Below are 265 nucleotides of genomic sequence, written 5' to 3'. Positions count from 1 at the left end.
CTTTCTTCCAAGACCTACTCGGTCGACCCTTACGGTTGTCAGTGAAGGATTGATTGCAGCAGCGATCGTGAGATCGTCAAAGCCTGCGATTGCGAGTTGGTCAGGAACAGCGATGCCTCTACGTTGGCACTCCAGCAATCCTCCTACGGCCATGATATCGGTAGCGAATGAGATGGCTTCCACCTTGACCTCGGAGGCCGAAGCCAGCCTCACCGCCTCTGCTCCACCCTCAAAGCTATTTTCGCAGCGGATGACGTTTCCTCCA

Annotated in this window: 1 protein-coding gene; it reads right to left on the bottom strand. The window is 55.1% G+C overall.

The features are described from left to right. The coding region (locus ACWGS9_RS35815; protein WP_454509561.1) for a substrate-binding domain-containing protein at positions 1-265 on the bottom strand (265 nt) is incomplete at both ends.

It is taken from the genome of Mesorhizobium sp. Arg314, assembly GCF_053714275.1.
The sequence above is the reverse complement of the archived record's forward strand: the minus strand, read 5'-3'. Positions and strand labels throughout refer to the sequence as shown.